This is a genomic window from Streptomyces sp. WMMB303, assembly GCF_029351045.1.
GTDB lineage: Bacteria > Actinomycetota > Actinomycetes > Streptomycetales > Streptomycetaceae > Streptomyces.
The window spans coordinates 3822760-3849118 of record NZ_JARKIN010000001.1; the positions used below are offsets into that span (position 1 = coordinate 3822760).

Genomic DNA, 26359 nt, shown 5'->3' on the forward strand with positions numbered 1-26359 from the left:
GAGCCTCCGGGCGGCCGGGGCCGGCTCAGGCAGGCGGGGCCGGCAGCGCGGCGAGCCACTCGGTCAGCATCCGGTTGATCTCCTCCGGACGCTCCTGCTGGATCCAGTGGCCGCAGTTCTCGAGGATGTGCGAGGCGTACAGACCGGGAAGCGTCACGGGGTAGGCGTCGACGGCCTCGGCCATCGAGGTGGTGGAGGCGTCCCGGCCGCCGCCGACGAACAGCGAGGGCTGGGTGAGCGGCGCACCGTCGAAGTCCGCGAGCTCCTCCCAGTCCCGGTCCATGTTGCGGTAGCGGTTCAGCGCCCCGGTGAACCCGGTGCGCTCGAACTCCCCCGCGTAGAGATCGAGTTCCTCCTCGGTCAGCCAGGAGGGCAGCCGCTCGGCGGGGAACCGGTCGCGCATCCGGCCGCCGGGGGCGACGAAGTGCGGGGCGGGTGCGCCGTCCGCGGGCATGGTCTCCGCGGACAGCGCGGCGTAGACACCCGCGAGCCAGCCGCGCACGTCCGGCTCGATCTCACCCTCCGCCCGGCCGGGCTGCTGGAAGTAGGAGATGTAGAACTCCTCGCCCCTGCCGATCCGGGAGAAGACCTCGGAGGGCCGGGGGCCGCCCCGCGGGCTGTAGGGGACGCTCAGCATCCCCACGGCCCGGAAGACGTCCGGTCGCAGCAGACCGGAGTTCGCGGCGATCGGCGAGCCCCAGTCGTGCCCGACGACGACCGCGGTCCGCTCCCCCAGGGCGTGCACGACCGCGACGTTGTCCTCCACCAGGTCGAGCATCCGGTAAGCGGCCGTCTCGGCGGGCTTCGAGGAGCGGCCGTAGCCGCGTACGTCGATCGCGACAGCGCGGTATCCGGCCGCTGCCAGCACGGGCAGTTGGCGGCGCCAGGAAAACCAGGACTCGGGGAAGCCGTGCACGAGCAGCACCAGCGGACCGGCACCCTGTTCGACCAGATGGATCCGGCCCGCCGGGGAGGGCACCAGCCGGTGGGTCAGGGGCGGAATCCGGTCGATCCGGTCGGTCTGGTCGGTGGCCTGCCGGGACATCTACCCCTCCGGAGCTGCGGAACTGGCGAACGCCGCGCCCGGCCGGCCGGCGACCGGGCACCCTGGCAATGATCATGGGGCCTGCCCCCGCCCGAACGCCACCCCCCGTATCCCCTCGGGCGTTGACGGTCGGGCGTTGACGGCGCCGGACGCGCCCCGTCGCGTCCCGCGCCGCGCCCCCGGCGTCAGCCGTCCGCCCCCGCGGAGTGCGAGCCCACGGCGGGCAGCAGCCGGAGCTTCTCGTCGCTCTCCGAGCCGGGGACGGCCGTATACACCAGCAATGTCTGCCCCTGATCGGGATCGAGGAGCACCTGGCAGTGCACCTCGATCTCCCCCAGCTCGGAGTGCAGGAACCGTTTCGGCTCCACCCGCGGCGCCCCGACCTCATGGGCGCTCCAGTACCGGGCGAACTCCTCGCTGACCGCCAGCAGTTGTTCGACCAACTCCTCGGCCCGGCTGCCCCGGCCCTGCCGGGAGTAGGCGGCCCGCAGCCCCGAGGCGAAGAACCGGCTGTGCCGCGGATGGTCCTCCTCCGGGTACAGCAGCCGGGTGGCCGGGTCGGTGAACCAGCGGTGGTACAGGCTGCGGGCCATTCCGGTGAACCGGGACTCGTCACCGAGGAGCCCGGTCGCCAGAGGGGTCTGCCAGAGCGTCTCGGCGAGGTCGTTGACGACCTGTGCCGGGGTGTCGTCCAACCGGCCGAGGATCCGCATCAGTCCAGGAGTGATGTGGTCCGAACCGGCCCGTGGGGGTGCGTTGTGTCCCGCGACCTGGAAGAGATGGTCCCGCTCGGGGAGCGAGAGATGCAGCCCCTGGGCGATCGCGGCCAGCATCGGCGCCGACGGCTGCGGCCCCCGCTGCTGCTCCAGGCGGCTGTAGTAGTCCGTGGACATACCGCTCAGCGCCGCCGCCTCCTCGCGGCGCAGCCCGCTGGTCCTGCGCCGCGGGCCACGGGGCAGCCCCACGTCCTCCGGTTGCAGAGCCTCCCTGCGGGTGCGCAGGAAGTCCGCGAGCTGTGCTCGGTCCACGGTCTGCACTCCCTGTCCGTCGCTCCCCGGTACGGTGCCATTCTCCCTCTCCCGCGGTCGCCTACAGGAGCATGCCCCCCGATGCCTCGATGCGCTGACCGGTGATCCAGGACGTACCCTCGGCGAGCAGCGCCGCGGCGGCGGCTCCGATGTCGTCCGCCTCGCCGACCCTGCCCCGCGCGGTGACCGCACCGAGAGCGGACCGGGTCTCCTGCCGGTCGCGGACGGCGCCACCGCCGAAGTCGGTCGCGGTGGCGCCGGGAGCCAGGACGTTGACGGCGATACCGCGCGGTCCCAGTTCCTTGGCGAGGTAGCGGGTGAGGACCTCGACCGCGCCCTTCGCCGCGGCGTACGCGGAGGTCTCGGCGGCGACGAAGCGGGTCAGTCCGGTGGAGATGTTGAGGATCGTGCCGCCGTCCCCGAGCAGTGGGAGCAGCGTCCGGGTGAGGAAGAAGACGCCCTTGACGTGGACGTTCATCAGCCCGTCGAACTCCTCCTCGGTGGTCTCCACGAACGGCTTGTGCACACCGTGTCCGGCGTTGTTGAGCAGGATGTCGAACTCCTCGCGGTCCCAGTGCTCCTCGAGGGCGCCGCGCACGGCGTCGGCGAAGGCCGGGAAGGCGGCCGTGTCCGAGGTGTCGAGCGGCAGCGCGACCGCTGTCCGGCCCATCGCGCGAAGCTGTGCGACGACGGCCTCGGCCTCGTCGGCGTGCGAGCGGTAGGTGAGCAGCACATCGGTGCCGGCCTCGGCGAGGTGCAGCGCGGTGCTGCGGCCCAGCCCGCGGTTGGCACCGGTGATCAGAGCGATGCGGGTCATGCCGTGTTCTCCGTTCACGAAGCGGGGTTCCTGCAGCTCAACGGTGCCGCGGGTGGGGAACGGGAGGAAGGCAGCAGCTGTCCGGGGAGCGGCGGTCCCCCCTTAGGGTGCGAGGGGGCGGCGGAGAACGGGGCTTCGGCCACCGTGAACTTTTCCGTCCACCCCGCCGTCGAAGACTGTGCACGGTGCGACGGCGGGGGGCCGGCACGAGCAGGGACACGAGCAGGGAGTCGACGTAAGCGATGGCACCGGACGCGGACATGATCTATGCCACCCCGAGGGCGAACCGGCGCGTACGGACGACCCCTGCCGCGAACGGCAGCCTCCTCGCGCGGCGCCACCGGCTCCGGCATCCGGCGAGAGCCGCCACGTCGGCTGCCACAGCGCTGGTGGCAGCGGGACTGCTGGCCGGGTGCGGCAGCCAGGACGGCGGCACTCCGGAACTCCGGCGGGTCTCCGGTGAGGCGACGCCCGCGGGCATCGCCCCGTCCGGCAAGGAGAAGGGCGACAGCGGGAAGGAGAGCGGCGGCAAGGACAAGAAGGGCGACGGTGGGAGCACCGAGCCTTCCACGTCGTCCTCGAAAGGCTCCGGCAGCACCGGGGACGGTGGTTCCGGTGGCGGCGGCGCGGAAGCCGGTGGCGATGGCGCCGAGCCCGGCTCGGGCTCGGGAGGCGCGTGCGCGGCATCCGATCTCAAGGCGTCCATAGGCCCCAACCATCCGGGGGCCGGCCAGCACCACCACGCGCTGGTCTTCACGAACAACTCCGGCAGCACCTGCACGATGAGCGGCTTCCCGGGGTTCGCCTTCGTCGACGCCTCGGGGAACCGGGTCTCCGTCCCCCCGCAGCGCGAGGGCAGCGGCTCGCAGCAGGTCGAGCTGGCGCCCGGCTCGAGTGCCTGGGCGCCGCTGTCGTTCGCCGACCCACGAATGACGGGTACCGCGACCGTCACCCCGGACGGCGCGCTGCTCACCCCGCCCGACCAGCAGTCCTCGCTGCGGGTGGGGTGGTCCGGCGGTCCGGTGACCGCCTCGGGGGACGCCTCGGTACCGAAGATCGGCCCGGTCTCCCCCGGCACCGGCGGCTGAACGCCGCGCGCCACGTACGCAGTCCGCAGGCCCCGAAAGGATCCAGATGAGCGAGCAGCACACCGACCGGCCCAGCAGCCCGGCGGCGGACTCCGCGCCGTGGTGGGCCGGCACCGGGCCGGTGGGCGGAATCGTGCTGATCCTGCTGGGCGTGGGGGTGGCCGCTGTCCTCTTCCGCACCGGCCACGCGGCCCCGGACGCCTACCTGAACCTGTACGGAGCCGCCAAGGTCGTGGCCGTCGGTCTGGTGGTCGCGGGCACCGGCCTGCTCGCCGAGCGGCGCCGCAGGCGTGAGACGTGCGACGCCGCTCGGCCGGACGAGAAGCAGTAGCCGGGCCGGGGCCCGCCGGGCCGCTCAGTCCGCGGCGGACCGCGGGCGCAGCACCACCGGGAGGGTCTGGTGGCCGTTGCTGATGAGCGAGGGCACGGGGCGCAGCTCCTCTTCCGGGACGCCCAGCCGGGCCTCGGGGAAGCGGGCGAAGAACTTCTCCAGCGCCGTGATGCCTTCCAGGCGGGCGAGCGGGGCGCCGAGGCAGAAGTGCACACCGTGGCCGAAGGCGAGGTGCTCGGGGCCGGGGGCGGTGCGGGTGAGGTCGAAGGTGTCCGCGCTCTCGCCGTGCCAGTCGGGGTGCCGGTTGGCGGCGGCGTACGAGGCGAGGACGGGCTCGCCCTTGGCGATGACCTGCCCGTCGGGCAGCGGGATGTCGCGGACGGCGAAGCGCAGCGGCAGATGCTTGACGGCCGGCTCGAAGCGCAGCGTCTCCTCGACCACGTCGGCCCAGCCGGCGCGGCCCTCCCGGACGAGCGCCAGCTGCTCGGGGTGGGTGAGCAGCACGGTGATGGCCTGGTCGAGGAGGTTGACCGTGGTCTCGTAACCGGCGCTGATCATCAGCAGCAGGGTGTCGCGCAGTTCGGCCTCCGAGAGCGCCGACCCGTCTCCCTCCTCGTCCCGCGCGTCGATGAGCAGGGAGGTCATGTCCTCGCCGGGCTGCTCGCGCTTCTCGGCTATCAGCTCGTCGAGCACTCCGTAGAGGCTCGCGGTGTTGGCGGCGGCCTCCTCGGGGGTCAGCGTGGTGGCGAAGACGTTGTCGACCAGTTGGCGGAAGCCCGCCCGGCGCTCCTCCGGCACCCCCATCAGGTGGCAGATCACCTGGATGGGCAGCGGGTAGGCGAACAGCTCCCGCACATCCGCCGCTTCACCCTCCGGGGTGCGCGCCAGCACGTCCAGCAGGTCGTCGACGATGCTCTCGACGCGCTCGCCGAGCGCCGCCACGCGGCGTGCGCTGAAGGACGGGGCCACCATCCGGCGCAGCCTGCGGTGGTCGCTGCCGAACGAGGTGAACATGTTCTCCACCGCGACCCACAGCGCCAACGGCCAGGTGGGGACGGTCTCGGCGAACTGCGGCCAGTGCTGCCGCGCGTCCTTGGAGACGTCCGGCCCGGTCAGCAGCTTCTTGAGGAGGGCCGGGTCGCTGACCGACCAGGCGGTGACACCCAACAGGTCGACCCGGGTCGCCGGGCCCCGCGCATGGAGGGCCTTGTGTTCACCGTGCGGGTCGCTGCCGGTGGGGTCGAGAGTCAAAAGCTCGGGAACAGACACGGTGAGTCGCAATCTCCGTTCGGGGGGCGGGGAATTGACGCGGTGACGCCTGCCCACAGTACGAGCCGATCACGCGTCCGTGTAGGGGTCAGACGGTGCAAGATCATCTCACGTTGCGCGGCACGCGTCAGGGCCCGGTGGGTGCGGATGTCCCCCGGCCCCCGTCGCGGCCAGGCGTGCGAAGTCGGCACCTGCGGCGGAAAGTCGGCGGTGCGTCGCGTCCGCCCCCACGGCCGGGACGGGGCGCCGCGGTGGCCGGCGGTCGCGCTCCGGGCGGCTCCCGGCTGTCTGCGGAACGCCCGCGAACGGGTCCTGCCGCCCCCGGGCTCCGACGGGCCCGGCCGCCGCCCCGACGGGGCCGGGGCGGCGGCAGCGGGCGCGGGGCGCCGGATTCCCTCAGCTCCCGCCCAGGGACACCGCGCCACCCAGCAGCGTGCCCAAGGCCTTCTCCGCGACCCCGAGGGCGGCCTGTTGACGGGAGGTCAACTCGTCGGTCTGCGGAACGGGGGCTTCGGCGGCCGCGGCGGCCGGTGCCACCGCTAGGACGGTCGTGGCCAGCAGCGTGGCCAGAGCCAGTACGGATCGACGGAACATACGCGCTCCTCGGGAGATGTCAGGGGCAGTACCCGACCCAGCGTCCGGGAGCGGCCGGTGGCAGGGCGGACGGCCGGTCCGGCGCTGCTGCGAACGGACCAGCCACTGCCACTCGTGCGGCCGTTACCGCGGGTTCACTGTTCGACGCCGCCGAGCAGCCGCTCCGCGCGTTCCTCCACCAGTCGTACCGCACCGGGCTGGCGGCCGGGGACCCGGCGGCGCAGCAGGACCAGTTCCGGGGCCAACTCGCGGGCGGTCTCCCCCTCGTCCAGGCACTGCCACTGGTGGTGGGCGCGGTCGACGGCTCCCTCCACTTCCAAGGCCCGCTCGGATTCGCCACGTTCGAGGCGCCTCCGGGCGACCCGCAGCCACAGTTCACAACTGCGGGCCGGGGCACCGGCCAGCCGGGCGAGGTCGGCGCGGACCTCCACCCAGTGCAGCGCTCCTTCCGAACCGGGCCCCTCCGTACGCTCGGCGGCCTCCTCCCAGGCCACCGCGAGCGCCTCGGCCTCCTCATGGCGGCCGGCGCGTGCCGCAGCCATGATCGTTTCATGCGGGTCCTCGGCCGGCTCGGCACCCGCGCCTCGGGCCCCCGGGGGCGGGGGCGCGGAGTGGTGCCGGGATTCCGCCCCGTTCCCGGGCACCTGCTCGGCACCGGGCGGCCCGTGCGGAGCCGGGACCGCCGAGGGGTGCGGGTCGGCGGGCTGCCACTGCGCGGGGAGGTCCGGGGGGGCCTGGTGCCCCCATCCGTTCGGATGCACGGGGGCGGCTGCGGGCCGGTAGCCGTTCAGCGGTTCGGCCGTCGCTTCCGGGGCCGGAGGTGCCGCGGCCGCGGACGCGGTGACGAACAGCGCCTGCTCGTGCTCCGTCGTACCGGAGACGGCCGCCGCCCGCTGATGCAGTTCGGCGAACGGCATCCGGCCGCCGGCCCGCCACAGCCGAATGCACTCCATCAGATAGGCGGGTTCCACGGGGGTGTTGCCGCCGCGCAGTCGGCGCCACGCCGACTCGCGGCCGTGCCGCACCACGCGACCCAGCACGGCCACCCCGTGGGCCTCCGGCAGTCCGCCCGCCCGGACCGCCTCCCACGCGCCGGGCTCGGTGGCCACGTCCAGCAGTACGGTGGTCGACCCGGGGGGCCGCACGGCCAACTCCGCTGTCAGCCACTCCCAGGGCAACCCGCTGTAGCGCACCGCGGCCGAGTGCTGGCCGGGCGCTCCCAGCCCGATGTGCAGTCCGCCCTTACGCGGGTCCTTGCGCAGTTCTCCCACGACGACCACCAGGAGCCGGCCGGGGGCGCCGGCCGCCAGGCGCACCCGGGCCAGCACCATCTGCGGGTCGACGGGACCGGCCAGTTCGACGACGTTCACCGCGCCGGGACCGGCGATGTGCACGTCCGCGCCGGCGAGTATGCCGCTCCAGGACACTCCGCCCAGGCCCGCCATCACGACGCCGACGTCCATCAGGCCCCCGCCGACACCCGCCATCACCAGCACCCCGTCGCTCGCGCCTTCGGAGCCCGCACCCGGAACCGACACCAGAACCCCCCACACACCAAACCGATCAGAACACGGACAGTTGTCAGCCCAAGGCCCCGGTGGGCCGTTGCCGCCACGCGGTTCGGCGGCGGCTCCTCCCCGGCTGTGTCGGGCCGGTGGCGCGCTGCCGGGCCCGCAGCCGAGCCCCTTGCTACGGCGACCTCCAGCCCTTCGACGGCGGACTCCAATTCAACACGACGGCGTCGGCGTCGGCGATCCGGCCGCCGCCGCCGCCTCGACCTCGAGGGACATTGCGGCTGATTCGGACGTCCTGCCGGTTCGCCACCTTCAAGAGTGAATTCCGCGTGGCTCACTCCGATGGTTGGCAGGTGGCTTCGGCGCGGAGTACAGAGCGACAGCCTGACGAGAAACACGTCAAGAACACTGTCGAATTTGCCGAAAATGATCCGCGTCGATCACAGAAGAACAATGGCGCGCCATTTCGTCGCTTGGAAGTTCGACACCCCGCCACCTTTCGCGCAGGGTGGCTGCTCGTGCAATTGCTGATGAATTTGCACGGTGCAGAAGCTCGTGGCGTCCGACGCATCTGGAGCTGTAGCTTCCGCAGGAGGGGACCACGACGGAGGGAATGGGAGGGGAGAGGAACGTTGAACGTTCGTATGCCCTTGCCGTGCGAACAGAGCGCCGCGCCCACGGCGCCTCCACAGACCGTCCGGGAGCCGCAGCGCCCGGAATCCGCACCGGAACCCCCGGTGGCCTTCACCGCTTTTTGCGTTCTCTACCGGCAACGGTATCTGGAGTACGCGCACAACCGCCTGGCCGATGCGCGGCAGGCCGACGCCGTTGTCCACCTGGCCTTCGCCGAGTTGGCCGCCCAGTGGGACCAGGCGCTGCGCAGCCCGCACACCAACGCCTACGCCTGGCGGCTGCTCAGCCGCCGCATCCGCGACCACGCGCCCAGGACCGCGGACGAGCGGGAAGAGCACCGGGGCGACGAAAGCCCCGCCGACCACGGGGACCACGCCTTCCTCCCGGACCACACCGACGACACCCGCGTGCTCCTCCAGGACCTGGGCATGCCGCTGCTGGAGGCCACCGAGATGATGGGGCACACCGCTCCCCGACCCCGCTGAATCCTCCGAACGGACGCGCCCTCATGCGCCCGTGCGCTCCCGTGTGCCGCCCGCGAGCGGGCAGCCTTCCCCGGGGAGGTGGGCGGATGCACAACCCTGCCGTGGTCGGATGGCTGCTGACGGCGCTCTGCGCGGTGACAGGCGTCTCATGCCTGCTGCGGGCGCGTGGCGCCGGGCCGGACCGGCGGGCGGAGGCGGGGAGTGAGGCCGCGATGGGGCTCGGGATGGCGGCGATGGCCGCACCTGCCCCTTGGAGCGGAACGCCCGCGGCGCACACGGTCTCGGGGTGGGTCTTCGGTGCGCTGTTCGGCGCGCTGCTGGCGCGGGAGCTGCGGCTGACGGCCACCGAACGGCACACCGCCGCCTCGCCGGGACGGCATCTGCACCATCTCCTGGGGAGCGCGGCGATGGTGTACATGTCGCTGGCGATGGCCCTGGGCCCGTCCGGCGGAGCGGCCGCGCACCACTCCGAAGCGGGCGGCCTGCCGCTCGTGACGGGGACGCTGCTGGTCTACTTCGCCGGATACGTGCTCTGGACGGGGACGCGTCTGATGCCGGCGGGAGCCGCGCCGGGCGGCCCGGTCGGACGCAGGACCGCGGTGCCGCCCGTGGCGCGGCAGGCCGGGGTCGCGGCCGGCTGCAGAGTCGCCATGGGAGCGGCGATGTTCGCGATGCTGCTCGCGCTCTGAGGAGTGCACGCGCGGGGCCGGAAGCCCTCCCGCCCGGGGCGCCGACCGGAAACCCGGCAGAGCTGTGAACCGCGTCACTTCTGCGCTGCCAGGCGTATCACTGTCTCGTAACGGCCTTCTAGGCTGGGCGGTATGACCGTCCCGCTCGCGCTGATGGTGCTCGCCCTGTTCGCCGCGGGTCTCGCGCCGCGCGTACTGACCCGCTCCACCTGGCCCGACCGGGAACCGGTGCTCGCCCTGTGGGTGTGGCAGTGCGTGGTGGGAGCGGTGCTGCTGTGCTGTTTGCTGGCGATGGCCCTCTCGGGTGCGGCGGCCTTCACCGCGGTACGCACCCACGTCTTCGCCGGGGCGCCGCATGGTGTTGCCGAGGCCTACTCCTCCAGCACCTCCGCACCCTGGGCCGGCGCCCTGAGCGTGCTGCTGGCCTGCGGAGGCGCCTGGACCGGCGCAATGCTGCTGCGGGAGATCAGGGACGCGCGGGCCAGGCGCCGCAGGCGGCGGGCGGAGCTGCGCGAGCGGGCACCCCGCCTGCCGGGCGAGAGCGCCTCCTCGAGCGAGCGGCTGGTGGTCCTGGAGGAGGAGAAGCCGGACGCCTGGTGGCTGCCGGGCGCCAACCCGCAGTTGGCCATCACCACCGGCGCGCTGCGCCGGCTCAAGGGCCGGCAGTTGGATGCGGTACTGGAGCACGAGCACGGACACGCGCGGGCGCGCCACGACTGGCTGCTGCACTGCTCCTCGGCGCTGGCCACGGGATTTTCGCGAGTGCCGGTCTTCGCGGGCTTCCGCGACCAGGTGCACCGGCTGGTGGAGCTGGCCGCCGACGACGCCGCCTCCCGTCGCTACGGCAGGCTCACCATCGCCCTGGCCCTGGTGGAACTGAACGAAGGGCGCGGAGTCTTCGGCCCGTGCCCGGCACCGGTGGCGATGGTGCCGCAGCGGGTGCACCGGCTGCTCGCGCCCGGACCGCGACTGTCCGTCAGCCGCCGGCTGCGGATGACCGCGGTGGCCTCCCTGGTGCCGGTGATCCCGGTACTGGTGGCGTTCGCTCCCGGACTGTCCGCCCTGCACCACTGACCTTCGGCTCCCGGGCCTCCCGCGGTCGGCCGGGCCGTGCCGCCGGGCGGGGAACACCCGGCCGGGAGTTGCACCGCGGCCGGTGTCAGGGGTGATGATCGGGGCATGCGAGGTGCGATTCGTGCCGGTCCGGCAGGCACGTGGCAGGCCGCTGCGGCCGCCGCGCTGGGCGCCGCGGCCGTTCTGCTGACCAGTCTGGCTCTGCTGCCCTGGGAACCGCTGGCCGCGCTCGACCGGAGCACCGCCTCCGGGCTGCACACGTCGGCGCTGGAGCACCCGGCGCTGACACGGGCCCTGCGGATCCTCACCGACTGGGTGTGGGATCCGTGGACCTTCCGGCTGCTGCTGGCGGCGGTGTGCGTCCGGCTGCTGTGGCGCGGGGAGCGTACGGCGGCGTACTGGGTGGCGGGCACGGCACTGGTCGGCGCCGGAGTGCAGCAGGGGATGAAGGCGGCGCTCGGCAGGGAGCGCCCGCACTGGCGGGAGCCGGTGGCCTCGGCGGAGTACGCCGCGATGCCGTCGGGGCACGTGCTGACGGCAGCGCTGGTGTGCACGGTGCTGCTGTGGCTGTGGCGGGAGCGGGGAACGCCGGTGACCACCGCGAGGTGGCGGACGGCGCTCGGCGCCGCCGCGGTGAGCGTGCTCGGCGTCGCGTTCACCCGGCTGTGGCTGGGCGTGCACTGGCTGACGGACACTGTGGTGGGCACGCTGCTCGGGACGGCGGTGGCGCTGGCGTCCGCCGCCGCGTGGGCCATGCTGCGGCCCGGGGAGCGGCTGCCCGGCCCCGTACCCGAATAGGCCGGCGGGGCTCCGGGCAGCCGCCCGGAGGCGGCTGCCCGGAGGCCGCTCAGAGCTTGCGGGCCACCGCACCCACGTTGTCGACCTCTTCGGGCTCGCCGAAGGGGAGCGCCTCGGGGCGCCACCGCGTGACCGAGACCAGCCCCGGTTCCAGGACCTCCAGTCCGTCGAAGAACCGGAGGATCTGCTCGCGGGAGCGGTTGACGCGCGGGTTGTCGCTGGTGCGGTTCCACTGGCGCACCATGGCGCGGACCGCCTCCGGGTTGACCACCTCGGCCGAGTCGCTGAAGACCAGATGACTGCCGGCGGGGAGGGCCGCCGTCAACCGCGCCACCACGTCGTAGGCGCTGTCGTCGGTGAGATGGGCGACGACACCGAGCAGCATCAGCGCCACGGGCCTGTCGAAGTCGAGGATCTGGGCCGCGCCCTCGATGATGGCGTCCGGATCACGCAGATCGGCGTCGAGATAGTGGGTGACACCCTCCGGGGTGCTGGTCAGCAGGGCTCGGGCGTGCGTGAGGACGAGCGGGTCGTGGTCCACGTAGACGATCCGCGCGTCAGGGGCGATGCGCTGGGCGACCTCGTGGGTGTTGTCGACGGTGGGCAGACCGGTGCCGACATCCAGGAACTGCCGGATGCCGAGGTCCCCTGCGAGGTGGTGGACGGCCCGGCACAGGAAGGCCCGCTGGGCGCGGGCCGTGGTCACGATGCCGGGGTTGGTACGCGCGATCTCGTCACCGACCTGCCGGTCGACGTCGTAGAAGTCCTTGCCGCCGAGCCAGTAGTTCCAGATCCGCGCCGAATGCGGCAGCGTGTTGTCGATCTCTCTGGGTTCCGGTCCCGGCACCATGGCTCTCCCCTGCCCCTCGGCGGTGTGCGTCGTGCGCTGTGTGCGCGACCAACGTACCGAAGGCGGGCTGTGACCGTACCCGGGCGGCGGCCGGAAGCCCGCCGGGAAAAGTCGCTGCGGCAGCAGGGGTGCTGAGCGGACGGTCGACCTCTTGGAGTCGGACCCGGAACCGCCGCTGCCGGTACGCTCGGCCGGGCCTCGCCGGCCCGCCTCACCGAGGCGCCTGGTCGACACCGATACCGGGGCGATCCCCCGCGTCGCCCCGATATCGGCTGCTGTAGCGGGCGTTCCCACTCCCCTGGAGGCGAACGCCCGAAGTCGTGCTGAGTATATTGGCTGCCGGCCAGTCAACGCAGGAGTTACAGCATGTCCCCCCGAAGCGCATCGGTCAATGAAGAGTTGCGCAGACGCTCGCGTGAACGCCTGCTGCAGGCGACAGTCGAACTGGTCGCCGAGCACGGGTACGAGTCGACGACCCTCGGCGCGATCGCCGATCGGGCCGGCTCTGCACGCGGGCTCATCTCGTACTACTTCCCCGGCAAGCGGCAGCTCTTCCAGTCGGCGGTGCACCGGCTGATGCATCTGACGCTGACCGAGGCCCTGGAACGCGGACCGACCCCCGAGGGCCCGGACAGCGGGCGGGAAGTGCTGGCGCGCGCCATCGACGCCGTACTCGGACTGGCCTGCAGCCAGCCGGTGCTGATGCGTGCCCACATGGCGGGGATCCTGCAGCAGGAGGGGTTCGTCCGATGCGACGAACAGCAGCGCCTGGCCGCTGTGCTGCGCGGTGCCGTGGTCCGCTACGGCTCTCCCGACCCGGACACCGACTATCCGCTGCTGCGCGCCAATCTGATGGGTGCCGTCGTCGCGTTGCTGCTGCCCGGTGCACCGATGCCGCTCGGGCGGCTGCGGGGAGAGCTGTTCGCCCGGTACGGCCTCGCCTGGCAGCAGGGGACACCGCCGGAGGCGGAGGAAGGCACCGAGGTTTCGCATACGGCACGGACACGGCAGTTGGCCCGGCTGCGTCCGCGCGGTCGGGACACCGGCGCCGGACCGCACTGCGGACCGTGAGCCGCTCGGGACGCGGTACCGGCACACCCCGGTGGCGACGATGCGGGACCCGCGGCGAGGCACAGGGCACGGCGGCGGGCACGGAGCCACCGCAGCCGGCGCGTGTGAACCGCCGCGGGCCCGGCACGGACGTCGGCCCGGCCTGCCCGTGCACCGCCGTTCAGCGTCGCCGACGGGCGTGCCGCGGGCTCAAGAGCCCCGCGTCGCGGGCGCTCGCGATGACGCGCAGCGACTTGCGGCGGCTGTGCCCGGTGACCCGCATGACGGCCAGCACCGGGTCCTGCCCCTGCGCCCGGGCCGCGGAGTAGGCGCCGGCCGCCGCGTGCAGGGCCTCCGTGCCGCGGGGACCGGGCGGCCGCCTGCGCCCTCCCGCTGCCACGGGCACGGGCGGTCTCCGCTGCACAGCCGCCGCGGGGACCGGCTCCGGGGGCTGCGGGGGCGCGGAGGCAGGCGCAGCCGTGGACACCGGCGCTACGGGGCGCGGCGCTGCGGGCAGCACGCAGGGCCCGGTGGTCCGGACGGTGGGGGCGGGCGCCGCCGGCCGGAGCGCGGAGGGGCAGGCCAGCGTCAGCGGCTCGCCGAGGCGCGGCGCGAGCTCAGCGAACTCCCGCAGGCTGAGCGGCGGATCGGCCCGCACCTCCTCCAGCCGGATCCCGCCGTCCACCACAGCGGCCACCATTTCCACCTGGGTACCGTCCGGACGGCTGACACCGACGGCGAACCAGGGCGCCCCGGCGGAGTGCGGGACAGTGCCCGCGCCGCTGCCGTAGCCGCGAAGTTTCCACGCGGGGCTCGGCGGCGGGGGCCGGCCCGCGGACGGGCAGCCGTCCTGCCGGCAGGACTGGTCCGACGCACAGCACGGACATGAGGATCTCTCCGACACGGCGGCACCGTAGCCCCGGCGTCGGCGACCGGGCCCGCGCGGCGCGCTCGGCCTGGCCCGGGGCAACCCTGACGACGGAGGCGGCCGCAGCCCGTTCGGCGCACCGGCATGCCGCCGTTCGGGGGGCTCGGCACTCGCCTCCCGCGGCCGAACGGGCGCCGCGGACACCGCCCCGGGACGCCGTTCGCGCAGTCCGGGCGGAAGTGTCGGTGGGCGGGTGCAGACTGTTCCGTGTTCCGGACGACTCGGAGAACGACACCTCGGACAACGACGTCTCGAAGGCGGTGCCGCAATGGCGGACGTACTGCTCGCGGTAGGTACGAGAAAGGGCCTGTTCCTCGCCCGACGGCCGGCGGCCGGGCGAGGCGGGGCGGACTGGGATTTCACCGGCCCGTACTTCGACGCACAGGCCGTCTATTCCTTCAGCATCGACCGGCGCGGCTCCACGCCCCGGCTGCTGGCCGGAGGGGACAGCGCACACTGGGGCCCGTCGGTCTTCCACTCCGACGATCTGGGCAGGACCTGGCAGGAGCCCCCGCGGCCTCCGGTGGCCTACCCGCGGGACACCGGGGCCTCGCTGGAGCGTGTCTGGCAGCTCCAGCCCGGCGGGGAGGACGAACCGGGTGTGGTCTACGCCGGGACGGAGCCCGGCGGGCTGTTCCGCTCCACGGACGGCGGCGTGTCCTTCTCCCTCGTCCGCGCGCTGTGGGAGCACCCCACCCGAGAGGAGTGGGCGCCCGGCGGTGGCGGACTGGGGCTGCACACCGTCCTGGTGGACCCGCGGGACGCGCGGCATGTGACCGTCGCCGTCTCGACGGGCGGCGTCTACCGCACCCGGGACGGCGGAGAGAGCTGGGAGCCGTGCAACCGCGGGGTCTCGGCGGTGTTCCTGCCGGAGGGCCGCCGCTACCCCGAGTACGGGCAGTGCGTGCACAAGATCGCGCGGGACGCGGAGCACCCCGACCGGTTGTATCTGCAGAACCACTGGGGCATCTTCCGCAGCGACGACAGCGCCTCCAGCTGGCATTCGATCGGCGACTCCCTCCCCTCGGACTTCGGTTTCCCCGTCGCGGCCCACCCGCGGCGCGGCGGCGTGGCCTACCTCTTCCCGCTCAACGCGGACGCGGACCGGGTGCCCTCCGGCCACCGTTGCCGCGTCTACCGCACGCAGGACGCGGGCGGCAGCTGGGAGGCGCTGGGTGCGGGCCTTCCCGAGGCCGCGCACTACGGACCGGTGCTGCGGGACGCGCTGTGCACGGACGATGCGGACCCGGCCGGGATCTACTTCGGGAACCGGAACGGCGAGGTCTTCGCCAGCGCGGACGAGGGCGAGAGCTGGCAGCAGCTGGCCTCGCACCTGCCGGACGTGCTGTGCGTGCGGGCGGCGGTGGTCGACTGAGGAGATCCCCGAGTGGTGACCGGAGCGCCCGGCTGAGCCAGTAGAGTGACCGCTCGTGGCTGCACGACCGTTGAACGAGATTGTCGAGCCGGGCTGGGCGAAGGCGCTGGAGCCGGTGTCCGAACGGATCGCCGCGATGGGTGACTTCCTCCGTGCGGAGGTCGCCGCGGGGAGAACCTACCTGCCCTCGGGGCCGAACGTGCTCCGCGCTTTCCAGCAGCCCTTCGACGAGGTGCGCGTCCTCATCGTGGGGCAGGATCCGTATCCCACCCCCGGGCACGCCGTCGGATTGTCCTTCTCGGTGGCTCCGGAGGTCCACCGGCTGCCGGGCAGCCTGGAGAACATCTTCCGGGAGATGCACAGCGACCTCGGACTCCCCCGCCCCTCCAACGGTGATCTGACGCCCTGGACGAGGCAGGGGGTGCTGCTGCTCAACAGGGCGCTGACGACGGCCCCGCGCCGGCCCGCGGCACACCGTGGCAAGGGCTGGGAAGAGGTCACCGAGCAGGCGATCCGTGCCCTGGTCGCCCGCGGACGCCCGATGGTGTCGGTGCTGTGGGGCCGCGATGCGCGGAATCTGCGTCCGCTGCTGGGCGAACTGCCCGCGGTCGAGTCCGCGCATCCCTCACCCATGTCGGCCGATCGCGGGTTCTTCGGCTCGCGGCCCTTCAGCCGGGTCAACGAACTGCTCGCCGCCCAGGGGGCCGATCCCGTGGACTGGCACCTGCCATGACCGCGGCCGCGGAGGGCACCGGAGCGACCCCGCGGAGCGCGGACGGCTGGCTGCTGGGCGTGGACTCGGGCGGCTCCGGTCTCCGGGTCGCGCTGGCGCGGCTCCCCGCCGACGGGCACGCGGACGGCGGGCCGCCGGAAGCCGTCGGTACCGTCACCTGCCCGGAACCCGTGCGCACCGGACCGGCCGGGATCGACGCGGCGCACCTGTCCGGCCAGCTGGTGCCCGCGGTGCGCGCGCTACTGGCGGACGCGGGCGCCGCGCACCTCGCGGCGGCCTGCGTGGGTGCCGCGGGGATGGCGACCCTCGGCACGGGGCTGCGGGCCGAGCTGCCGGGCGTGTTCGCGGCGGAGTTCGGAGTGCGGCGCTTGGCGCTGGCCGCCGACGCGGTGACCGGGTACGCCGGTGCCCTGGGCGAACGACCCGGTGCCGTGGTGGCGGCCGGGACCGGGATGATCGCCATGGGCACCGATCTGACGACGTGGCGGCGCGCCGACGGCTGGGGTCATCTGCTGGGCGACTGCGGCAGCGGCGCGTGGATCGGGCGTGCCGGGCTGGAGGCGGCGCTGCGCGCCTTCGACGGCCGGACGGGAGGTTCGCGAGCGCTGCGGAGGCGCGCCGAGGCGGTGTTCGGTACCCCGCTGAGCGCACTGCCCGGGCACCTGTATCCGCGTACGGACCGGGCGGCCGTCCTCGCCTCGTTCGCGCCCGAGGTCGCCCGGTGCGCGGCGGAGGACGCCGTCGCGGCGGAGATCGTGCGAGCAGCGGCCCGGGAGATCGCCGCCGCGGCCGAGGCCGTGTGCCCGGTCCGGGAGGGTACGCCCCGGCCCGCGGGGGCTCCGGCCGCTGCCCGCGAGCCGGCGGAGCCCCGCGGGCGGGCGGTGCGGGTCGCTTTCACCGGGGGGCTGTTCAAGCTGGGCGAGGCCCTGCAGGGCCCGCTGCGCACCGAGTTGGCCGAGCGGCTTCCGGAAGCCCGGATCGTGGAGGCGGCAGGCGGCCCGCTTGAAGGCGCGCTGCTGGTCGCCGCGCGGCTGGCGGGCGGCGCCCTGGCACTCCCGAGGGACCCCGCGCTGCTGTCGGTGGCGGCCCCGGACGCCCACGGCTCCCAGGCGCCCCTCCGTGGCGCGGGCGGCGCGGGCTGAGGCGAGCGGGCAGCGCGGGACTCGGCCCGGGCCTGGAGCACGGGTCGTCGCTGTGTGCACCGTATCCTCTGCAAGGGGCCGCACTCCAGAATGCCCGGAGAAGCAGCCGTCTCGCTCGGATGAATCGGTACATAAGCCCATCGGTCTGCCCCGGCCGAACAGCCAAGCCCATGAAGGCATTAGCATGCGGGCGCATGAGCTCCCCCACAGGACCGGACAATGGCCTGCCCGTACGAATGCCACGTCCCCGCCAGCCCGGACGGCACCGCCGGCCGGAGCCCGTCGTCGCCCCCGAGGGCGCGCCGGCACTGGTTCTGGCCGTCCCCGGCGCCCCCTCCGGTGCCACGCGCAGTCTCGCCGAGGAGACGCTGAGCATCGCGCGCTCGGAGCTGCCCGGCCTCGACGCGCGCATCGGTTTCACCGAGGGCGACGACGGGGAGTTCCCGACCATTCGCTCGGCTCTCGCCCAGGCGGTCGAGGACCGGGCGACGCGCCGCCGGTACGCGCGCGAGGCGGCGGCCATGGCGGAGGAGGCCGGTTCTCCCGAGCAGGAGGCAGCGGTCGCGGCCCCGCCGGCCGACACCGCCGACGACGGGCTGCCGGCGGTGGTGGTGCCGCTGCTGGCCGGCCCGGATGCCGCGCAGCTGCGCCACATCCGCCAGGAGGTGCTCAACAGCGGCTCCGGCGCCGAGCTGACCGACGTACTGGGTCCGCACCCGCTGCTCGCGGAAGGCGTGCATGTGCGCCTCTCCGAGGCGGGGCTGGCACGTGCCGACCGGGCACGGCTGTTCACCGTCGCGACGGCGGCCGACGGCATCATCCTGGCGACCATAGGCGGGGAAGAGGCAGTGCAGGCGGCCGGTATCACCGGCATGCTGCTGGCCGCCCGGCTCGCGGTGCCGGTGCTCGCCGCGGCGCTCGACGACGAGGGCGCCGTCCAGCAGATCGCCGAGCAGCTCCGCAACTCCGGTTCCCAGCAGTTGGCCGTCGCGCCGTGCCTGATCGGCCCGGAGATCGCCGAGGGCCTGCTGGAGGCCGCGGCGGAGGAGGCGGGCTGCTCGGCCGCGGAACCGCTGGGCGCTTACCCGGCGCTGGGGAAGCTCGTGGCCTCCACGTACGCCGCCAAGGCGGGTATCGCGCAGCCGCAGGGGGCGTCGGCGCGCTGAGCGCCCGCCCGGCCTCCCAGGGCGCCCGCGGGGGCGGGCCGCCCGGCGCCCCCGCCGGCCGGGCTGAGCCACCCCTTCCGGTGCGCCACCGCTGGGCACCTCATGCTCTGGCGTCCGGGTCGATGACGACGCAGGAGGCCGACGGCGCGGACAAGGAGCCCGCCGGTCGCGGGGTCCCGGTGACCGGGTCGATCTCGAACCAGGTGACGTCGCCCGAGCGCTCGTTGGCGGCATAGAGCCAGCGGCCTGCCGGGTGCACCGCCAGGTCGCGGGGCCAGCGGCCACCGCAGGGCACGGTGGCGACGCGCTCGGGCAGTGCGGAGGCGGCCAGGTCCAGGACGGCGATGCTGTCCTCGCCCCGGTTCGCGGCCCAGGCGAAGCGCCCGTCGGGTGCGAGGACGAACGCGGAGGGGTGGTTGACCGCCGCGCCCTCCGGCGCCACGAGCCGGGTCTCGCCGAGCGGCTCCAGCGCGCCTCGGGTGGGGTCCCAACTGCAGGTCGTCACCGTCGAGTCCAGCTCGTTGACTACATACGCCCGCCGGGCGCCGGTCCGCCCGCCCCCGGACGTGGGCCCGAACGCCAGGTGGCGGGGGCCGGTTCCGGGCCGGAGCGGGACCTCGCGGTGGAGCCGCAGGCCGGCATCGGTGTTCCGCAGGCCGTAGATCCACACCGAGTCGGTTCCCAGGTCGGTGCAGAGCAGCCAGCGACCTGACGGGTCGGGGGTGACGCCGTGCGCGTGCGGCCCCTCCTGCCGCTCCCCGACCGGGCCCCGGCCGCGGTGCTGGTGCGTGCGCGCCGGCGCACCGGGGGTGCCGTCGGCGTGCAGGGGCAGCATGCTGACGCTGCCGGAGGTGTAGTTCGCGGTGCAGAGGCCGCCCCCGGTCACCGCCAGATGCGTGGGACCGGCGCCTCCGACGGCGACCGTGTCCAGCAGCACGGGGACAGTGCCGAGGGAGGGGCCGCCCGTGGGGGGACTTCCGGCCGGGCCGGTGCCGTCGAGGCACAGCGCCGCGACCGCTCCGCGGTCGGTCTCACTGACGGCGTAGAGGAGGCCGCCCGCGGGCGCCAGAGCGAGAAACGAGGGATTCGTGACGGCGTCGTCCGTGTGGTGCAGGGCGCTCAGCGCGCCGGTGCGGGGGTCGAGGGCCGCGGTGGTGATACCCCGGCCCCCGGCCGAGGTGAACGATCCGATGTACGCCCGTGGGTACCGCCGCGTACTGCTGTTCATCGCACAGCCCCTTCGCCGCTCCGCCTGGAGGGCACGACGGTAACAGGCGGGCCACGCTTGGTCTGGACCAATTGGGTCGCCTTGCTCCGCACAGAGCGCGCGGTCGACCTGCTCCGCCCCGAGCGGACCGGCGCCGCGGCCCGGCCCTGCGGTGCACCCTCAGGCCGCCGCTCTCGGGTGGGTGTGCAGCGGCGCGGCGAGCTGGTGGAGCGCGTCCTCCAAAGCGTGCAGATGCACCAGTGCACGATCACCGGACGCGGGCGACTCCGCGGCCGCAGCCATCGGGACGGCGCTGCCGCGGGCCGGGACGATCCGGGCCCCCGCCGGAGCCGCCAACCGGTGCACCGCGGCCTCGACGCGCTCACAGGCCGCGGTGAGCCGGGCGTCGTGCGAGGCGGCGGGGTCGGCCGCGGCCTCGGCCAGACCGCGGATCCGGCGGGCGCAGTCGTCCAGCAGAGCCAGCACCTGACGGGCCCTGGCCTTGCGTGCGCGCAGCGGGCTGAGGGGATGGACGAGCGGCGCAACCGACAGCCGCACGCGCCCCAGCAGCAGTTCCAGCTCCGCGACCCGCGGTTCGGGGCCGTCGCCGCCGCCGCCCGCGAGGCGGTCCGCCGCCTCCCTGGCGCATTCGTGCACGCAGTGCACCGCACGCCGTATCCACACCTCGGTCGCGGCGTGAGTGGTGACGGGCAGCACGAGGGCGACCGCGAGTACCGCACCCAGCGCGCCCACCGCGGTCTCCTGCAGCCGCAGCCCGAGCAGGCCGGGGTGGAGGACGCCGAGCAGACCGTAGAGCATGCCGACCATGAGCGTGACGAAGAACATCATCCACGAGTAGGACAACGGTGCGGTGTAGAAGATCCCGAAGACGCAGCAGGCCACGACGGCGAGCGTGGGCGTGACGGCGCCGTCCGCGGGCACCGCGACCAGCAGGCCGGCGGCCAGTCCCGTGACGGTGCCCAGCACCCGGCGGAAGCCGCGGACGAGCGTCTCGCCCCGGGAAGCGGTGTTCACGAAGATCCACCAGGCGGCACCGACCGCCCAGTACCAGCGGTCCAGGGACAGCACCTGCCCCGCGGCCAGGGCGAATCCGCAGGCGGTGAGCGCCTGGAACGCCTGCCGGGTGGTGGGCCGGGCCAATCCCCGGCCGCCGACGGGCGCGACGGCGGGCTGCGGCACCGCACCGCGCTCGAGCGGCCACAGCACGAACCGGGTGAGCGAGGCCGCCGCGAGCGCCAGCAGCCCGGCGGCGAACGTCTCCAGAAGCCGGTCGGGCTCCGTACGCAGGAACTGCGCGGCGAAGAACTGCATGAAGGCGAAGATGCCCAGCGCGTTGCCGCGCGGCCCCCAGCGGCGTGCGTACACCCCGGCGAAGACCACCGCGAGGAACGCGACATCCCGGGCGAGCGGCTGCTCATGCAGGAACGCGGCCAGCGCCAGCACGGGGAAGCCGGCCGCGGGCAGCAGCGCCGTGGTGCGGCCCTGCGCCCGCACGGTCGAGTCCGCGACGGTGAACAGCGCGAGGAGCGCCACCAGCCCGCCCGCGACGGTGGCCTGCAGCGGCAGACCGGCGCCCGCGCAGCCGGCGACCGCGAGTCCGATGCCGATGACAGCGCGTGCCGAGACGCGCGCCCGGTGTGAGCGTTCGGGACCGAGTGCCGCGACGGTGCGACGGAGGAGATGTGCTGGGGTACTTCCCCCGGGCTTCCGAAGCGACGTGTCCAAAACCCCTCCAATCCGGGCTGACCTGGTAGACCACGCGTCCACATGCTGGTACGAAGAGGAAAGCACCCCTTCCCACCTGCTACCAAATCGCACGCGTTTGACATGCTGGGCTCGTGATCAGTTCTGCCGCCGCACCCGCGGTCGTCTTCGACCTGGACGGCACTCTCGTCGACAGCGAGCCGCACTACTACGAGGCGGGCAGGCGTCTGCTCGCCGCCCACGGCGTTCCGGGCTTCAGCTGGGCCGAGCACGCGCGGTTCATCGGAATCGGGACGCGGGAGACCCTCGCCGCCCTCCGCCGCGAACACGGGCTCACCGCGTCCGTGGACACCCTGCTGGCGGAGAAGAACCGCCTCTACCTCCAGTCGGTGCGCTCCGGCCCCGAGGTGTTCCCCGAGATGCGAAAGCTCGTGGAGCACCTGCATGCCGGCGGGCATCCGCTGGCGGTGGCCTCCGGATCGTCGCGCGGCGCCATCGACGCGGTACTCGGAGCGACCAGCCTGGATGAGCTGCTTCCGCTCCGAGTGTCGGCGGAGGAGGTGCCGCATGGCAAGCCCCGGCCGGATGTCTTCCTGGAGGCGGCCCGCAGGCTCGGTGTCTCCCCCGCGGACTGTGTGGCCGTCGAGGACGCCCCGGCGGGGGCCGAGGCTGCCCGGCGCGCGGGAATGCGGTGCGTCGCCCTGCCGTACCTGGCCGAGCAGGCCGCCGATCCGGGGTTCGCGGGCGCGGGCCTGCTGTTCCCCGGGGGTCAGCGCGCGTGCGACGCGCAGCAGATCTACGACTGGATGACCGGCCGCCCGGCCGCTGACCCGCCGCCCTCCGGCGGCCCGCAGCGGGCGTGAGGGCGCGGATCCGGAACGCCCGAGGCCGGGAGGTCGGGTCCGGGACGCACGGCACGAAGAGCGCCGGCCCGGGCCACATGGACTGAAGGGGCTGAACCGGAACGCACGGGAGTGGGAGCGCCGCGCCGGAGCGCGGACGAAAGGGCGCGGACGGCGGTCGGGGTTCCCGCCGTCCGTGGGTCCGCCGCCTCCGGCACCGGGCGCGAGGAAGCCGGTCCGTGCGGGACCGGCCGCGCGGGCATCAGCCGCCCGTGGGCCGGACCGTGTTCATGATCTTCTTCATGTCGTCGGCGGTCAGCGCATCGGGCACGCCCTGGTCCGCGTAGATCACCCAGCCGTGCATGGTCCCGTCGGGGAGCTTCTGCGCGATGCTGTGCACCACGGCCTTCGGCGGCACGCACGCGCTCGGCCGGTTGGTGACGGTGACCTGGGCGGTCGCCGTGTAACCCTCGATGCCGCCGTGCTTCCAGGGCTTCGCCTGGCTGACCTTGATCTTGGGCTTGTGCTCCTTGCCGCCGTACGCGGCGAAGCCCCAGTTGCCGGCCCAGTTGCGGGCGTTCTCCTGAAGGGAGCCCTCCTTGCCGCCGCCGGTGGTACCGACGGTGGCGAGCTGGCCCTTGCCCGCCTCGCCGATCGTATCGGGATTGGGGTTGGAGCTGCAGCCGCCCTCGCGGTAGTTGGCCGCCGCGGTCATGACGACGATCGGCTTGCCGTCCTTGTCCGTGTAGGAGAGGGCCGTCCCCTTGTCCAGGACCTTCCACTTCTCGGCCTTGGCGGGCACGTCGTAGCGGAAGTGGTGCTTCTGCGAGGTCTGGGTCTGCCATCCCTCGACCATCGGCTCGTCGCCGGCGGGGGCCGTCGGGCCGGAGGACTGCGAGGCCTGCTCCGAGGGGCTCTTCGAGGCGGCGGACTCCTTGTCACTGCCCTTGCCGGTGTCGTCGTTGCACCCGCTCAACGCGACGGCCAGTCCCATTCCGAGAGCCGCGACCAGGGTCCTCTTTCTCCGGTGGGCCGGCGCCGCCGGGGTGGGCTGCGGGTGTCGAGTGGTGCGCTGTGGGACATTTGACTGATACATGATCAACACTCTAGGCGAATCCCACCGCTGCTCCGACACCGGACGGGCCTCCCTTACGAGACGCATACCGGCCCGTGACACGGCGCGCAAAACCGTCCCCGGACAAGAACGCGGGCCCCGGGCGACCACAGCGCCCGCCAGATTCCGGAAACCGTTACCGAACACCGGACCGGCGGACCGCGAAGAGGCCCGGAGGCCGAGCCCGGGCAGCGCCAACCACCCGCGCACGGCCCTCCGTCGCCGCCACCCGCAGCCGTTTTGGATCACCTCCGGATCCTCAATACGATCTGGCGATGATCATCAGAAGACGGCTCGTGACCGGGGCGTGCGCCCTGCTCATGGCCCTGCCCCTCGGGCTTCTCCCGACCGGCACCGCGAGCGCCGAGCCCGCGTCGGACGAGGACGCCCCCAAAGTCGAATTGACGCTCGACGTCAGCGGCTCCATGCGGAAGCGCGACATCGACGGCAGGTCCCGGATGGCCGCGGCCAAGCAGGCGTTCAACGAAGTCATCGACGCGGTACCGGACGAGGTACAGCTCGGGATCCGGACACTGGGCGCCCGCTACCGCGGTGACGACCGGAAGGAAGGCTGCAAGGACACCCACCAGCTCTACCGGGTCGGCCCGCTGGACCGCACCGAGGCGAAGACGTCCGTGGCAACGCTCGCCCCCACCGGCTGGACGCCCATCGGCCCGGCGCTGCGCGCCGCCGCCGACGACCTCGAGGGCGGCGAGGGTTCCCGCCGCATCGTCCTCATCACCGACGGTGAGGACACCTGCGCACCGCTCGACCCCTGCGTGGTGGCGCGCGAGATCGCCGCGAAGGGCATCCACCTGACCGTGGACACGCTCGGTCTGGTCCCCGACGCCAAGACCCGCGAACAGCTCAGCTGCATCGCGGAGGCCACCGGAGGCACCTACACCTCCGTCCGGCACACCGAGGAACTCACCGACCGGGTCAACCAGTTGGTCGACCGCACGGCCGACCCGGTCGCCGTCCCCGAGCCGGCCGAAGGCGCCCGGACGTGCTCCCGGGCGCCGAAACTGCGCCCGGGCCTGTACAGCGACCGGGAGAAATTCGGTCAGCACCGCTTCTACCGGGTCGAGGTTCCGCCCGGAAAAGAGCTGCGCGCCTCGGTGAGCATCGGGGCCGACCGGACCGTCCACCACGACTACGGCGTTCTGCTCCGCGCCGTGACGGTCCACGGCCGCGAGATCGTCCGCGGCTCCGAGGCCGGCGACGGGCGCACCGACCTGATATCCACCGGCCTGCGCTACCCCAAGGCTCCGGCCGACGAGGACGAGGCGCCTGCGGAAACCGTGTGCCTCCAGGTCAGCAACTCCTTCTCGGCGCCCGACTCGGTCAAGACCGAGCCCGGTCTGCCCCTGGAGCTGACGGTCGACCTGGTGGAGGCTCCGCACGAGGCGGCCGACGTCGCCTCCTTCGGCCTGGGCCGCGGCTGGTGGATGCTGGGCGTCCTCACGCTCTCCGGTCTGCTGGCCGGCCTGCTGTGGGGCTGGCTCTCCCGCTGGCGCAACCCCGTCAGGAGGGGCAACTGATGCGTATGATCCGCACCCTGGCAAGCACGACGCTGGCCTGCGCGGCGCTGTTCGCGGGAACGGGCGGCGCGGCGGCGGACAGCCCCTCACCCGACGCCGAGGACGGCAAGTCCGGACCGACCCGGGCCGGTACCGGCTTCCGCGATGCCGCAGCCGTTCCCCCGGGCCGCTCGGCCACCGCGAACGCGTCCAGCGGCGACTACCTGTACTGGGTCTTCCCTCTCGACACCGGGCAGCGCGCCACCTTCAAGGCCGAGGTCGAGCTGCCCGAGCAGTCCGCCCGGCACGGCGACTCGACCTGGCGCATCGACGTGTACGACGGGCTCCGCCGCCGGCAGCCCTGCATGTACGGCATGCAGAGCAGAGTGGCCACCGAGGACACCGCATCGGTCGAGCTGTCCTGCACCCTGCGTCCGGTGCGTTCGCTGACCGATCCGTGGTCGGCGCACCCGCTGCCGGGCAGCTACTACCTGCGGCTGACCGCCGTGGACGCCCCCGAGAAGGATCTCGGACTGCCGGTTCGGGCGCAGGTCGAGGCCGTCACCACGGACGCCGGCGGCGCACACGCGGTCGACGGGGCCCTGGCCGCCCCCCTGACCCCGGGGGTATCCGCGACAGACGGCAAGGACGCGGAAGACGGCGAGGACGGCGAGGAAAACGCGAGCCCCGAAGCGCAACAGGGCCCGGCAGCCGTCGAGCCGGAGGACGGCTGGTCCTCCGGCCGCTGGTCCGACCGCTGGATCTGGACCGTCGCGGGAGGAGTCCTGGCCGCCCTCGGCACCCTGGGCGGCTACGCCCTCGCCCGCGGTCCGAGGCGCCCCTCCCGGATGCCACCGGGCGCCTGACCGAGCGGGCCCGATACGTGGTCCGGGCGGCGGATGCACCCCCGCCGCCCGGAGCACGTCGGTGGGGCGCGGGCGCGGCCGGGCCCCCGCACGCCCAAGGCTGTCCTGCGCCTCTGGACTCGGCGCCGCCGAGCCGGTGGAACATACCCCCCCCCACGCCCGGTTGCCGCGCCCGGGGTGCTCATTAAGGTATGTGCGGCGGCCGACCCCGCGGCCGTCGGGCAGCACGAGCCGCGCGAGCGCACGGGGGCGCGTCCGGGAGGCCACGGATCGAGAGGCGCGCGGCGGAGTGCCGGCCAGGAGGGGATACCGGGGGCGGTTGCGGTCGCCCGGTCGCCGGGGAAGAGCCGGGCCGGCGGGGCGCAGACGAGGGGCCCGGCACCACGGCCGGGCCGACAGAGTGTGGGGGCGACGATGCATCGGCTGGACGGAGCAGGCCCGGCACCCGGCCCGGCCCGGTACGGGCCCACCGGATC

Annotated in this window: 25 protein-coding genes; 14 read left to right on the forward strand and 11 right to left on the reverse strand. The window is 73.8% G+C overall.

Annotated features, from left to right (window positions below; all coding sequences use genetic code 11):
- Window positions 1-25: 25 nt before the first annotated feature.
- From P2424_RS17010 to P2424_RS17020, 3 genes are all read right to left on the reverse strand, one after another.
- Window positions 26-1045, reverse strand: a complete 1020-nt coding sequence (locus tag P2424_RS17010; RefSeq protein WP_276476584.1) for an alpha/beta hydrolase — start codon at window positions 1043-1045, stop codon at window positions 26-28.
- A 185-nt stretch (window positions 1046-1230) separates the two neighbouring features.
- Entirely contained in the window at window positions 1231-2073 is an 843-nt protein-coding gene (locus tag P2424_RS17015; protein WP_276476585.1) for a helix-turn-helix transcriptional regulator, read from the reverse strand.
- Between the two features lie 61 nt (window positions 2074-2134).
- Window positions 2135-2890, reverse strand: a complete 756-nt coding sequence (locus P2424_RS17020; protein ID WP_276476586.1) for an SDR family oxidoreductase — start codon at window positions 2888-2890, stop codon at window positions 2135-2137.
- 242 nt (window positions 2891-3132) lie between these two features.
- Here P2424_RS17020 and P2424_RS17025 point away from each other — a divergent pair, with 242 nt between their 5' ends.
- Both P2424_RS17025 and P2424_RS17030 read left to right on the forward strand, forming a co-directional pair.
- The gene (locus P2424_RS17025) at window positions 3133-3978 is read left to right on the forward strand and encodes a DUF4232 domain-containing protein (RefSeq protein WP_276476587.1); all 846 of its coding nucleotides are present in this window, start codon (window positions 3133-3135) and stop codon (window positions 3976-3978) included.
- Between the two features lie 46 nt (window positions 3979-4024).
- A complete protein-coding gene (locus P2424_RS17030; RefSeq protein WP_276476588.1) occupies window positions 4025-4309 on the forward strand; it encodes a hypothetical protein in 285 nt (94 codons plus the stop codon).
- 24 nt (window positions 4310-4333) lie between these two features.
- Here the strand turns inward: P2424_RS17030 and P2424_RS17035 are convergent, their stop codons facing one another.
- The 3 genes from P2424_RS17035 to P2424_RS17045 form a co-directional block, all read right to left on the reverse strand.
- Entirely contained in the window at window positions 4334-5578 is a 1245-nt protein-coding gene (locus P2424_RS17035) for a cytochrome P450 (RefSeq protein WP_276476589.1), read from the reverse strand.
- Between the two features lie 396 nt (window positions 5579-5974).
- A complete protein-coding gene (locus P2424_RS17040) occupies window positions 5975-6172 on the reverse strand; it encodes a hypothetical protein (RefSeq protein ID WP_276476590.1) in 198 nt (65 codons plus the stop codon).
- A gap of 134 nt (window positions 6173-6306) precedes the next feature.
- Window positions 6307-7710 carry a hypothetical protein gene (locus P2424_RS17045; protein WP_276476591.1) on the reverse strand — a complete coding sequence of 468 codons (1404 nt, stop codon included), beginning with the start codon at window positions 7708-7710 and terminating at the stop codon, window positions 6307-6309.
- Between the two features lie 713 nt (window positions 7711-8423).
- Between P2424_RS17045 and P2424_RS17050 the strand changes: the two genes are divergently transcribed.
- The 4 genes from P2424_RS17050 to P2424_RS17065 all read left to right on the forward strand — a co-directional run bounded on the left by P2424_RS17050 (window position 8424) and on the right by P2424_RS17065 (window position 11365).
- Window positions 8424-8804, forward strand: a complete 381-nt coding sequence (locus P2424_RS17050) for a hypothetical protein (RefSeq protein WP_276476592.1) — start codon at window positions 8424-8426, stop codon at window positions 8802-8804.
- Between the two features lie 86 nt (window positions 8805-8890).
- Window positions 8891-9493, forward strand: coding sequence for a DUF5134 domain-containing protein (locus P2424_RS17055; protein ID WP_276476593.1), 603 nt, complete (start codon window positions 8891-8893; stop codon window positions 9491-9493).
- 132 nt (window positions 9494-9625) lie between these two features.
- Window positions 9626-10567 (forward strand): M56 family metallopeptidase, encoded by a 942-nt coding sequence (locus P2424_RS17060; RefSeq protein ID WP_276476594.1) that lies wholly within the window; start codon window positions 9626-9628, stop codon window positions 10565-10567.
- Between the two features lie 105 nt (window positions 10568-10672).
- Window positions 10673-11365, forward strand: a complete 693-nt coding sequence (locus tag P2424_RS17065; protein ID WP_276476595.1) for a phosphatase PAP2 family protein — start codon at window positions 10673-10675, stop codon at window positions 11363-11365.
- 49 nt (window positions 11366-11414) lie between these two features.
- On the opposite strand, the gene P2424_RS17070 is transcribed toward P2424_RS17065, so the two are convergent.
- Entirely contained in the window at window positions 11415-12215 is an 801-nt protein-coding gene (locus P2424_RS17070) for an SAM-dependent methyltransferase (RefSeq protein ID WP_276476596.1), read from the reverse strand.
- Between the two features lie 366 nt (window positions 12216-12581).
- Here P2424_RS17070 and P2424_RS17075 point away from each other — a divergent pair, with 366 nt between their 5' ends.
- Entirely contained in the window at window positions 12582-13286 is a 705-nt protein-coding gene (locus P2424_RS17075) for a TetR/AcrR family transcriptional regulator (protein WP_276476597.1), read from the forward strand.
- 160 nt (window positions 13287-13446) lie between these two features.
- On the opposite strand, the gene P2424_RS17080 is transcribed toward P2424_RS17075, so the two are convergent.
- Window positions 13447-14556 (reverse strand): DUF6214 family protein, encoded by a 1110-nt coding sequence (locus P2424_RS17080; RefSeq protein WP_346660099.1) that lies wholly within the window; start codon window positions 14554-14556, stop codon window positions 13447-13449.
- On the opposite strand from P2424_RS17080, the gene P2424_RS17085 reads away from it, so the two are divergent.
- The 4 genes from P2424_RS17085 (at window position 14462) to P2424_RS17100 (ending at window position 18609) form a co-directional block, all read left to right on the forward strand.
- Complete coding sequence (locus P2424_RS17085) at window positions 14462-15568, forward strand: sialidase family protein (protein WP_276476600.1); 1107 nt, start codon at window positions 14462-14464, stop codon at window positions 15566-15568. The genes P2424_RS17080 and P2424_RS17085 overlap by 95 nt on opposite strands.
- A gap of 55 nt (window positions 15569-15623) precedes the next feature.
- On the forward strand, window positions 15624-16301 hold the full coding sequence (locus tag P2424_RS17090; protein ID WP_276476602.1) for a uracil-DNA glycosylase: 678 nt from the start codon (window positions 15624-15626) through the stop codon (window positions 16299-16301).
- Window positions 16298-17443: a BadF/BadG/BcrA/BcrD ATPase family protein gene (locus P2424_RS17095; protein WP_276476603.1), complete on the forward strand. Its 1146-nt coding sequence runs from the start codon at window positions 16298-16300 to the stop codon at window positions 17441-17443. Before P2424_RS17090 ends, P2424_RS17095 begins: the two co-directional genes overlap by 4 nt.
- Window positions 17444-17637: 194 nt before the next feature.
- Window positions 17638-18609, forward strand: a complete 972-nt coding sequence (locus P2424_RS17100) for a hypothetical protein (protein ID WP_276476604.1) — start codon at window positions 17638-17640, stop codon at window positions 18607-18609.
- Between the two features lie 100 nt (window positions 18610-18709).
- Here P2424_RS17100 and P2424_RS17105 read toward each other — a convergent pair whose 3' ends face one another.
- Both P2424_RS17105 and P2424_RS17110 read right to left on the reverse strand, forming a co-directional pair.
- On the reverse strand, window positions 18710-19837 hold the full coding sequence (locus P2424_RS17105) for a lactonase family protein (protein ID WP_276476605.1): 1128 nt from the start codon (window positions 19835-19837) through the stop codon (window positions 18710-18712).
- A 159-nt stretch (window positions 19838-19996) separates the two neighbouring features.
- The gene (locus tag P2424_RS17110; RefSeq protein ID WP_276476606.1) at window positions 19997-21562 is read right to left on the reverse strand and encodes an FUSC family protein; all 1566 of its coding nucleotides are present in this window, start codon (window positions 21560-21562) and stop codon (window positions 19997-19999) included.
- Between the two features lie 113 nt (window positions 21563-21675).
- On the opposite strand from P2424_RS17110, the gene P2424_RS17115 reads away from it, so the two are divergent.
- Window positions 21676-22404 carry an HAD family phosphatase gene (locus tag P2424_RS17115; protein ID WP_276476607.1) on the forward strand — a complete coding sequence of 243 codons (729 nt, stop codon included), beginning with the start codon at window positions 21676-21678 and terminating at the stop codon, window positions 22402-22404.
- Between the two features lie 241 nt (window positions 22405-22645).
- On the opposite strand, the gene P2424_RS17120 is transcribed toward P2424_RS17115, so the two are convergent.
- On the reverse strand, window positions 22646-23479 hold the full coding sequence (locus P2424_RS17120; RefSeq protein ID WP_276476608.1) for a hypothetical protein: 834 nt from the start codon (window positions 23477-23479) through the stop codon (window positions 22646-22648).
- 293 nt (window positions 23480-23772) lie between these two features.
- Between P2424_RS17120 and P2424_RS17125 the strand changes: the two genes are divergently transcribed.
- Window positions 23773-25038 carry a VWA domain-containing protein gene (locus tag P2424_RS17125; protein WP_276476609.1) on the forward strand — a complete coding sequence of 422 codons (1266 nt, stop codon included), beginning with the start codon at window positions 23773-23775 and terminating at the stop codon, window positions 25036-25038.
- Window positions 25038-25883 carry a hypothetical protein gene (locus tag P2424_RS17130; RefSeq protein ID WP_276476610.1) on the forward strand — a complete coding sequence of 282 codons (846 nt, stop codon included), beginning with the start codon at window positions 25038-25040 and terminating at the stop codon, window positions 25881-25883. The genes P2424_RS17125 and P2424_RS17130 overlap by 1 nt, the downstream gene beginning before the upstream one ends.
- The last annotated feature ends 476 nt before the right edge of the window (window positions 25884-26359 follow it).